Raw genomic sequence first — 8,997 nt, forward strand, 5'->3', positions numbered from 1 at the left:
GGCGAGGGTGCACGATCTCGCCCCTCTCGCTAACCCCTCCCCCGAAGTTGGGGGAGGGGTCGACCGCCGTTGCGAGGAACGAGCAAAAGGCCGGTCGGGGGAGAGGGCCCCGCCGTCGCGCAGCAACGGCAACACCCTGCCCTTACCTTCGTACCTTCGTCCCGTCCTCCCGCCCACAACGCCCGAGGGGCGAGGTCTCCCCCGCCCCTCGGAATCCTGTTACACCTTGCGTGCCGATCCGTGCGCCGATCAGGCGCCGGGCGCGCGAACCTGCACGTGCACGTCGCGCAGCTGCTCGTCGCCGATGGGCGTGGGCGCCTCCTCGAACAGGGCCCGCGCAGACGCCGTCTTGGGGAACGCCACCACGTCACGCAGGTTGCTGGTCCCCGTCAGCATCATCACCAGCCGGTCGAAGCCGAACGCGAAGCCCGCGTGCGGCGGCGCGCCGTAGCGGTACGCCTCCAGCAGGAACCCGAACTTGGCCTGCGCCTCCTCCGGCCCGATCCCCAGCGCCGTGAAGATGGCCTGCTGCCACGCCGGCACGTGGATGCGCACGGAGCCGCTCGCCATCTCCGCCCCGTTGTACACGGCGTCGTACGCGCGCGAGCGCAGCCCCATCCCGTACAGCCGCTTCGCCACCTCGGTGGACAGCTGGCCATCCTTCGTGGCCTCCAGGATGTGCTGCACGGCATCGCCCGCGGGCATGCTGAACGGGTTGTGGGCGTAGATCAGCCGCTCGTGGTCCGGGTCCCAGTCGAACACGGGGAACTCCGTCACCCACAGCCACGCGTGCTTGTCGGTGTCGATCAGGTCCAGCTTCTTGCCCAGGTGCCGGCGCAGCTCGTCCAGGGCGCGGTCCAGCTCCGGACCCTCGCCCTCGATGCCGCGGAACCGGCCCACGACGGCCACGAACAGGTCGCCCGCCTCCATGCCGGACGCGCCGTAGAACTCGTTCGCCAGCGCCTCGTCCAGCCCCTTGGCGAACTGGCCGGCCAGGGCGCCGTCGTCGCCGCGCTTGACCCACAGGGCGCCGGCCGCCCCGCCGCGCCTGGCGACCTCCTGCAGCTCGTCCAGCTCGCGGCGCGACAGCCGCGCGCCGCCGGGCACGCGCAGGCCGCGGATGCGCTGCGAGCTCCCCTGCACGCCCTGGAATAGGCGAAAGTCCGCGCGGACGAGCACGTCCGTGAGGTCCACGATCTCCAGCGGGTTGCGCAGGTCGGGCTTGTCGCTGCCGTAGCGCGCCATGGCCTCGGCGTACGTCATCCGCGGAAACGGCGTCTCCAGCTCCACGCCGGCCACGTCGCGGAACACGGCCGCCATGAGCGCCTCGCCGATGCGGAACACGTCTTCCTCGTCCACGAACGCCATCTCGGCGTCGATCTGCGTGAACTCCGGCTGGCGGTCCGCCCGCAGGTCCTCGTCGCGCAGGCAGCGGGCGATCTGGAAGTAGCGGTCAAAGCCGCTCACCATCAGCAGCTGCTTGTAGATCTGCGGCGACTGGGGGAGCGCGTAGAACTCGCCCGGGTGCACCCGGCTGGGCACTAGGAAGTCGCGCGCGCCCTCGGGCGTGGGCTTGGTGAGCAGGGGCGTCTCCACTTCCAGGAACCCCTGCCCCGCCAGGTACGATCGCGCGGCCAGCGCCGCCTGGTGGCGCACGATGAAGTTGCGCAGCAGCGCGGGGCGGCGCAGGTCCAGGTAGCGGTAGCGCAGGCGCAGGTCCTCGCCTGGCAGCTCCTCGTCCGCGGCGTAGTCCACCTGGATGGGCAGCGTCTCGGCGCGCGTGAGGACGGTGAGGCCCGTGCCGCGCACCTCCACCTCGCCCGTGTCCAGGTGCTCGTTGATCTGCCCGTGGATGCGGGGAAAGACGGTGCCCTCCACCTGCACCACGTCCTCCGGGCCCAGGCGGCGCGCCTCGGCCAGCACCTCGGCGGGCGTCCACGACGGATCGAACGACACCTGCACCACGCCCTCGCGGTCGCGCAGGTCCAGGAAGACGATGCCGCCCAGGTCGCGGTTGCGGTGCACCCAGCCGGCCACCGTCACGGGGATGCCGGCGTCGGCCGCGCGGAGCGAGCCGGCGGCGCGGGTTCGGTAAGCGGTCTGCAGAAGGTCCGTCATGCGCGTAAGAACGAGGCGTCCGCCCCGGCCGCGCGCGCGGCGGCGCGGCGCGAACGCCAGCGGGTGTAAAGAAGGCAGGCCGTCAGCACGCCGGCGGCGTCGGCGGCCCAGTCCAGCACGTCGGGCGAGCGGCCGGGCACGAACACCTGGTGCACCTCGTCGCTGGCCCCGTACAGCACGCCCAGCCCCACGGCCAGGGCCATGGGCAGCCGCGAGCGGTCCGTGGCGAACGCCAGCAGCGCGCCCAGGATGGCGTACGCGCTGAAGTGCGCCACCTTGTCGAAGTACGGAAAGCGCGGCTCCACGGGCAGCGTGGAGCGGGACGACAGGTAGAAGATCAACCCCGCCCACGCCAGCGCCGGCAGCCAGGGCCGCAGCCGGCGCATCACGCCTCCTCGGCCTCGGCCAGCACGGCCATGAACGCCTCGGCGGACTCGGCCGCCATCAGCCGGTCGCGAAAGTCGTCGCGGCGCACCAGGCGCGAGATGCGGCCCAGTGCCTTTACGTGCAGCCCCGCCTCGGACTCGGGCGCCACGATCAGGAACAGCAGGCGCACGGGCTGGCCGTCCAGCGCGTCGAAGTCCACGGGCGCGTGCGTCACGCCGGCGGCCATCACAAGGGCGGGCGCGCGGTCGCTCTTGCCGTGGGGAATGCCCACGCCGCTGCCCACGCCCGTGCTGAGCACCGCCTCGCGCGCGCGCACGGCCGACAGCACCGCGTCGGCGTCGGCCACGGCGCCGGAATCGCGCAGCACGCCCACCAGCTCCTCCAGCAGGGCCTGCTTGGTGGTGCCCCGCAGGGGCACGCGAACGCGATGGAGGGTCAGCAGCTCGCTGAGCAGCACCGGCAAACCTCACGGGCCAGAAACGGTCAGGCCACGCCGTGGCGTGGCCGGGGTGCGGAGCTTGCAAACATACGCCCGGCCCACGGGGCCTGCAAGCGCGCGGGGAACCCGCGGGCCCATGCGGTGAATCAACGGGATTGAACCCCGTGCAAGTACACGAACGCGCCATCATGATCGCCACGCCGCAGCAGACCCAGGCCACCGCCCGCCCCGACCTGGTGGGCATGCTTCCCGAGGACGCCGACGCCGCCCTGCGCGCGCACTTTGCCGCCCGCGGGCAGCCGGCGTACCGCGTGGGCCAGGTGGTGCGCTGGATCTTTGAGCGGGGCGCGTTCTCCTTTGCCGAGATGACGGACCTGCCCCAGGCGGAGCGCGCGGCCCTGGCCGAGTCGTTCAGCTTTACGGGGCTGGAGCCCGCCAAGGTCTCGCGCTCGGTGGACGGCACGGCCAAGCACCTGTGGCGCCTGGCCGACGGCGACCTGATCGAGTCGGTGCTCATCCCCACGCCCACGCGCCTGACCCTGTGCATCTCGTCGCAGGCGGGGTGCGCCATGGCGTGCACCTTCTGCGCCACGGGCTGGGCCGGGTACCGGCGCCAGCTCACGCCGGGCGAGATCGTGGCGCAGTTTCGCGGGGCGCGCCGCTGGGCGCAGGAAAACGGCTACGACGACGTCACCAACATCGTCTTCATGGGGATGGGCGAGCCGCTCATGAACCCCAAGGCGCTCTTTCCCACGCTGGCCATCCTGAACCGCGGCTACAAGTTCGGCGCGCGGCGCATCACCATCAGCACGGTGGGCGTGGTGCCGGGGATCCTGCGACTGGCGGAGATGCCGGAGCAGTACCGGCTGGCCGTGTCGCTGCACGCGCCCAACCACGACCTGCGGCAAAAGCTCATCCCGCTGGAGAAGAAGTACCCGCTCCCCGAGCTGCTGGAGTCGCTGCGCCGCTTCGACGCGGCGGGCGGCAAGCGCATCACGTTCGAGTACGTGATGATCGACGGGGTCACGGACCAGCCGGAGCTGGCGGACGAGCTGGCCGAGGTGGTCAAGGAGTTCACGGCGTTCGTGAACCTGATCCCCTTCAACCCCATCCCGGGGACGGACTGGAAGCCCAGCAAGCGCGCGCGGCTGGACTTTTTCGTGGAGCGGCTCAAGCGCCTGGGCGTGACGGCCGCCGTGCGCGAGTCGCGCGGCCGCGACATCGCCGCGGCGTGCGGTCAGCTGCGCGCCGAGGTCACGGAGGGCCGCACCCCGGTGCAGATGGGCAGCATCTGACGGACGCGGCGGACGAGTCTCACAGCTCGTCCGCCGCGCCCTCCGGCGGCATCAGCAGGTTCCGCCGACGCAGGAGCATGTTCTCCAGCTGCAGCATGATGAGCTGCCGCTCCCGCTCTTCCCGCTCCGACACCTGCCGTAGCTCCAGCTCGAGCCGCCGCACGGTGGATGTGACGTCGTGGAGCTCCCGGCGCATGTCCTCGATCTCTTTCTTGTTCCTGTCGACGTCCTGCGCCAGCCGCAGCGCGGTCGTGGTGGCCTCGAAGATCTCCTTGAGCATGCTCAGGTGGCCAGCTCCGCCAGGATGGCGCGGGTCTCGGTACCCAGCCTGTCAATCTCGGCCTGCCGTACGTCCAGGCGCCGCAGGATCTGGCCGATCTGCTCCAGGTTCCGGTGGATCTCGCGCCGCATGAACTCGTCGTTGTTCAGGGGCCAGGTAACGCCGAGCATGCCCCGCTCCGGCAACCCGCCGAGCCCGGGACGGCGCGCGCGAAAGAACATTGCCGCCAGCCCGCTCAACGGCCACGGATCGCGCACGGGCTGCTCGCGGGTGTCGCGCTCGCGGCTTTCGTAGTGACTGCCCATGTTCCCCTCCCGATGTGAGCGTTGCGACGGCCGGCACGGCCCCGATGAGGCGCGCCGCGGGATGTACGATGCGTAAACTTGCCTGCTTTCACAAGGGCCGAATTCGGAGCGCTCCGACGCGGACAGGTGTGAACCAGGGCCGCTCCAGGCACGGCGCGGCGTCGCGCGATCCCGTGATCCGCATCCCGCACGTTTCGCGTCCGGCGAATTGTCCGGGACGCCCGGCGCGCATAGCTTTGCAGCCGGTGCCGTGACCCCGGCCATCGTCATCCGCCGCCGATCCGCATCCCGTCCGATCTTCCCCACCTGATCGCTCCCCGCGCGTCCCGTGTGGCTTCTCCCCGTCTTTTCGCAGGTGTCGTCGCTGGCCGTGCGCACGTTCTACCGGCTCACCGTCGCGGGTGAGCGGGTGCCGCGCACGGGCCCCGTGCTGCTCGTCGCCAATCATCCCAACTCGCTCATGGACCCCGCGCTCGTGGCGGCCGTGGCGGGGCGGCCGGTACGGTTCATGGCCAAGGCGCCGCTGTTCACCGATCCGCTCGTGGGGTTCCTGGTGCGCGGATCGGGGTCCATCCCCGTGTACCGGCGCGTGGACGGCGCGGCGCCCGGCAGCAACGACGACACCTTTCGCGCCGTGCACGCGGCGCTGAACGAGGGCTCGGCCGTCGCCATCTTCCCGGAAGGGACCAGCCACAGCGAGCCGGCCATGGTGCCGCTCAAGACGGGCGCCGCGCGTATCGCGCTGGGGGGCGCGGCGCTGCTGGGCCGCGCGCTGCCCATCGTGCCGGTGGGGCTGGTGTTCCGGCGCAAGGACCGCTTTCGTTCGGAGGCGATGGCGGTCGTGGGCAAGCCGGTGGAGTGGGAGGACCTGGCCGGACGCGGCGAGGGGGACCACGAGGCCGTGCGGGCGCTCACGGCGCGCATCGAGGACGCGCTGGAGGCCGTGACGGTGAACCTGGAGCGGTGGGAGGACGCGCCGCTGGTGGAGACGGCGGAGGCGGTGTACTCGGCCGAGCTGCCTACGGACCCGTCGCCGGCGGCGCGCGTGGCGCGGCTCAAGGGCACGACGGACGCGCTGGCCCGCCTGCGCCGCGAGCGCCCGGGCGAATGGGAGCGCCTGGCGCGCGACGTCCACGGCCACGCGCGGCTGCTGCGCGTGCTGCGGATGACGCCCGTGGAGGTAAAGGCCAGCGCCAGCGCGGCCGAGGCGGCCCGCTGGGCCTTTCGCCAGCTGACGGTGCTGCGCTCGCTGCTGCCCGTCGCGGCCGTGGGGATGGTGCTGTACTACGTGCCCTACCGCCTGACCGGCGTGCTAGTCGATCGCGCGAAGCCGCCGGAGGACATCCGTGCTACGTACAAGGCGCTGGCCGGCGCGGCGCTGCACGTGGTGTGGACGGTGCTGCTGGCGATCGCGATCGGATGGATCTTCGGATGGCCGTGGGCCCTGGCGGCGCTGGCGCTGCTGCCGGCGCTGGCGTTTCTCACCGTCGTGGTGGTGGACATGTGGCGCCAGGCCGGCGGCGAGGCGCGCCGGTTCTTCGTCCGCACGCTGCGCGCGGAGGCGCTGCTGGACCTGCGCCAGCGCCAGCGCGCGCTCGCGCAGAGGCTGGCGGAGACGTGGGAGACGGTGCGGGTTTGAGGGGGAGTACGACGTGCGAGCAGACAAAGACCGAGATCAGATGCCGCGCCCCAGCTTGAGCGGGTAAACCCGCCGCTAGGACAGCAGTAAGCCCTGTCTCGCGCTGACGCGCTCTGCGAACAGGGCTTCAACCACCAACACGGGACAGGCCCGGCGGGGAGGCAGGCATCTCGCGATGCCGCAATTTAGCGGCGCGAACGCCGCTCCGGTGCACATCAGCCAGCCTTCTCTGAGGCAGTCCGCGCAGGCGGACTTCACGCGTTTCCAGCAGCGAATTCATTCGCTCGGCACGGAGCCCGGTGGCCCCCTCCTGGCCACATTCCCGCTCCGCCGCATCATCCCCCGAACAGCGCCTTCCACAGGCTAAAGCGCGGATAGGACGGGTTCGCGCGGGCGGCTTCGCGCACGTCGGAATCCGCATCCTTGCCCAGGCGCTTGAGCGTCTCGGGGCTCACCTCCGTGCGCTTGGCCACCGCCGCGCGCACGTTCCAATCCGCATCCGCCGCCAGCGGCTCCAGCACCTCCACGGTCGTGCCCCGGTGCGCGGCGACGGCCTGGCGAACGGAGTCGTCCTCGCTGCGCGCCGAGTCCGCCAGGAGCGCGGCGGGCGCGTTCGCGTGCTTCGCCAGCGCCTCACCGATATCCGCGCGCTCGGACGGGCGGCGCTCCGCGTTCAGCGCCGCGACGCGCGCCAGCACCTCGGACGGCGTCGCCGCGTTCCCCGCCAGCCCCTCCAGCACCTGGTCCACGTCCGACGAATCGAAGTCGTCCTCGTCGCCGTCCCAGTCGTCCGACAGGCGATGGACCACGTGATCGGCGACGGCCCGCAGCACGTCCGCCGGAGCGTGGCGGTGGCCGGCAATCTTGCGCAGGATCCAGCTCTGCCCCGTCCCCGCCAGCAGCGCCCACAGCTCCGGGGTGAGCGACGGGTTGTCGAGCGCGTCCGTCCCCAGCGTCTCGTCCGCCTCCACCAGCATCCGCAGCGTCTCCGGCGCCGTGTTGCGATGCCGGACGACGGCCTCGCGCACGGCGTAGTCCATGTGCTGCGCCAGCTCCGCCAGGCGCTCGGGCGAGGTCGCCGGATCCTCGGCGTCCTTGCGCGCGTGCTTCGCCAGGCCGCGGCCGTACAGCAGGTACCACGGCCTCGCGACGGCCACCGGATGGAAGACGTGCCACAGGTCGTCCGGCAGGTACGCCGATCCTGCGCAGTATCCGCACTTCACCACGCGCGCGCTGCCATCCACCTGCAGCACGCCGGCGCAGTTGGGGCAGTTGAAGGCGACCGGCCCCATCGCCCCGCGCGAGACCGGCAGCGTCTCTCCCTCGGCCGGGATCTGCATCTCGTCCTCGCCGACGAGCAGGCGAAAGCCGGAGAGCACCCAGGCTTTTGGCGGGACGCGCACCCGCACCCGCGCGGCGCAGTTGCCGCACGCCACGAATCCCTGCTCCGCGCCGGCCATCGCCTCGCGGGCCGGGATGGTCGCGCCGCAGGTGGCGCACTCGGGGTCCGCGCCGCGGCCCACCTCCATCGCCACCGTCCGCCCCTCGGTGATGATGGTGCAGGTACTCAGGCTGCTGTCGCCCAGCACGGCCGTCCAGAACGCATCGCTCAGCTCGTTCTCCGCGCTGCACGCGGGGCACGCCAGGCGCGGCACCATCGCGTTCAGCGGCAGCGGCGAGCCGCACTTGCCGCACGCGGTGCGGATCTGGACGGAGATCGCTTTCATCGAAGTGCGGGAAGTGGGATCGGGAGACACCGCGGAGACGAGCATCCGGACGGTACGCGGGCGGATGCGCGGCGGCAAGGCTGTCGGGCGGGGAGCGCGGATGGTAACGTGTGAGCCGATCCTCCATCGCCACGAACGCACGCGCCGCACCGATGATCATCTCGCTGGAAGGGCTGGACGCCTCGGGCAAGAACACGCAGCTGCAGCTGCTCAAGGCCCGCCTCACGGAAGCCGGGCTCTCCGTCGCCAGCCTGTCATTTCCGCGCTACGGCACCACCGTGTTCTCCCGCTTCGTGGCGGACTACCTGAACGGCAGGCTGGGCGAGCTGGAGACCATCCAGCCCCAGGCCGCCGCGCTGCTGTTCGCCGGCGACCGCATGGAATCCGCGCCGCTGATCGCTGAACTGCGCGCGGCGCACGACGTGCTGGTGCTGGACCGGTACGTGGCGTCCAACCTGGCCTACCAGGGCGCGCGGGTGGCGCCGGAGCAGCTGGACGGCTTTCTCCGCTGGCTCTCGGCCCTGGAGCACGACGTGAACGGCCTGCCGCGGGTGGACCGGACGGTGCTGCTGGAGGTGCCGCCCGCCACCTCGGCGCGGATGGTGCTGCGCAAGGGCGCGCGGGACTACACCGAGCACGCGGCGGACCTGCACGAGCGCAACGAGGCGTACCTGGCCCGCTGCCACGACGTCTACCAGCACCTGTGCCAAACACAGTTCCGCGGCCACTGGACGGCCGTGGACTGCGTGCACCCCGGCGGCGAGATGCGTCCCGCCGACGACATCGCCGCGGACATCTGGCGGGCCG

9 protein-coding genes are annotated in these 8,997 nt (G+C 71.8%); 3 read left to right on the plus strand and 6 right to left on the minus strand.

The features are described 5' to 3' along the window. Window positions 1-249 precede the first annotated feature (249 nt). From aspS to VFZ20_RS21420, 3 genes are read right to left on the minus strand one after another with little or no spacing between them, the layout of a single operon-like run. Window positions 250-2,118, minus strand: coding sequence for an aspartate--tRNA ligase (gene aspS, locus VFZ20_RS21410; RefSeq protein ID WP_329685985.1), 1,869 nt, complete (start codon window positions 2,116-2,118; stop codon window positions 250-252). Continuing rightward, a complete protein-coding gene (locus VFZ20_RS21415; RefSeq protein ID WP_329685986.1) occupies window positions 2,115-2,504 on the minus strand; it encodes a VanZ family protein in 390 nt (129 codons plus the stop codon). Before VFZ20_RS21415 ends, aspS begins: the two co-directional genes overlap by 4 nt. Beyond that, window positions 2,504-2,962, minus strand: coding sequence for a PTS sugar transporter subunit IIA (locus VFZ20_RS21420; RefSeq protein ID WP_329685987.1), 459 nt, complete (start codon window positions 2,960-2,962; stop codon window positions 2,504-2,506). Before VFZ20_RS21420 ends, VFZ20_RS21415 begins: the two co-directional genes overlap by 1 nt. A 146-nt stretch (window positions 2,963-3,108) precedes the next feature. Between VFZ20_RS21420 and rlmN the strand changes: the two genes are divergently transcribed. Continuing rightward, window positions 3,109-4,239 (plus strand): 23S rRNA (adenine(2503)-C(2))-methyltransferase RlmN, encoded by a 1,131-nt coding sequence (gene rlmN / locus VFZ20_RS21425; protein ID WP_329685988.1) that lies wholly within the window; start codon window positions 3,109-3,111, stop codon window positions 4,237-4,239. Between the two features lie 19 nt (window positions 4,240-4,258). Here the strand turns inward: rlmN and VFZ20_RS21430 are convergent, their stop codons facing one another. Further along, on the minus strand, window positions 4,259-4,519 hold the full coding sequence (locus VFZ20_RS21430; protein ID WP_329685989.1) for a hypothetical protein: 261 nt from the start codon (window positions 4,517-4,519) through the stop codon (window positions 4,259-4,261). Window positions 4,520-4,521: 2 nt separating this feature from the next. Beyond that, window positions 4,522-4,824: a hypothetical protein gene (locus VFZ20_RS21435; protein ID WP_329685990.1), complete on the minus strand. Its 303-nt coding sequence runs from the start codon at window positions 4,822-4,824 to the stop codon at window positions 4,522-4,524. A gap of 328 nt (window positions 4,825-5,152) precedes the next feature. Here VFZ20_RS21435 and VFZ20_RS21440 point away from each other — a divergent pair, with 328 nt between their 5' ends. After that, entirely contained in the window at window positions 5,153-6,463 is a 1,311-nt protein-coding gene (locus tag VFZ20_RS21440) for a lysophospholipid acyltransferase family protein (RefSeq protein WP_329685991.1), read from the plus strand. A 335-nt stretch (window positions 6,464-6,798) separates the two neighbouring features. Here VFZ20_RS21440 and VFZ20_RS21445 read toward each other — a convergent pair whose 3' ends face one another. Further along, window positions 6,799-8,190 carry a HEAT repeat domain-containing protein gene (locus tag VFZ20_RS21445; protein ID WP_329685992.1) on the minus strand — a complete coding sequence of 464 codons (1,392 nt, stop codon included), beginning with the start codon at window positions 8,188-8,190 and terminating at the stop codon, window positions 6,799-6,801. A gap of 152 nt (window positions 8,191-8,342) precedes the next feature. On the opposite strand from VFZ20_RS21445, the gene VFZ20_RS21450 reads away from it, so the two are divergent. Continuing rightward, window positions 8,343-8,997: hypothetical protein (locus VFZ20_RS21450; RefSeq protein ID WP_329685993.1), on the plus strand; the 655-nt coding region annotated here is incomplete at its 3' end.

Origin of the sequence: Longimicrobium sp. (genome assembly GCF_036280135.1) — a bacterium.
GTDB lineage: Bacteria > Gemmatimonadota > Gemmatimonadetes > Longimicrobiales > Longimicrobiaceae > Longimicrobium.

Coding starts and splice junctions, on each gene's coding strand:
- VFZ20_RS21415 (WP_329685986.1), bottom strand. CDS start 2,504: ATGCGCCGGCTGCGGCCCTGGCTGCCGGCGCTGGCGTGGGCGGGGTTG.
- aspS (WP_329685985.1), bottom strand. CDS start 2,118: ATGACGGACCTTCTGCAGACCGCTTACCGAACCCGCGCCGCCGGCTCG.
- VFZ20_RS21435 (WP_329685990.1), bottom strand. CDS start 4,824: ATGGGCAGTCACTACGAAAGCCGCGAGCGCGACACCCGCGAGCAGCCC.
- VFZ20_RS21445 (WP_329685992.1), bottom strand. CDS start 8,190: ATGAAAGCGATCTCCGTCCAGATCCGCACCGCGTGCGGCAAGTGCGGC.
- VFZ20_RS21430 (WP_329685989.1), bottom strand. CDS start 4,519: ATGCTCAAGGAGATCTTCGAGGCCACCACGACCGCGCTGCGGCTGGCG.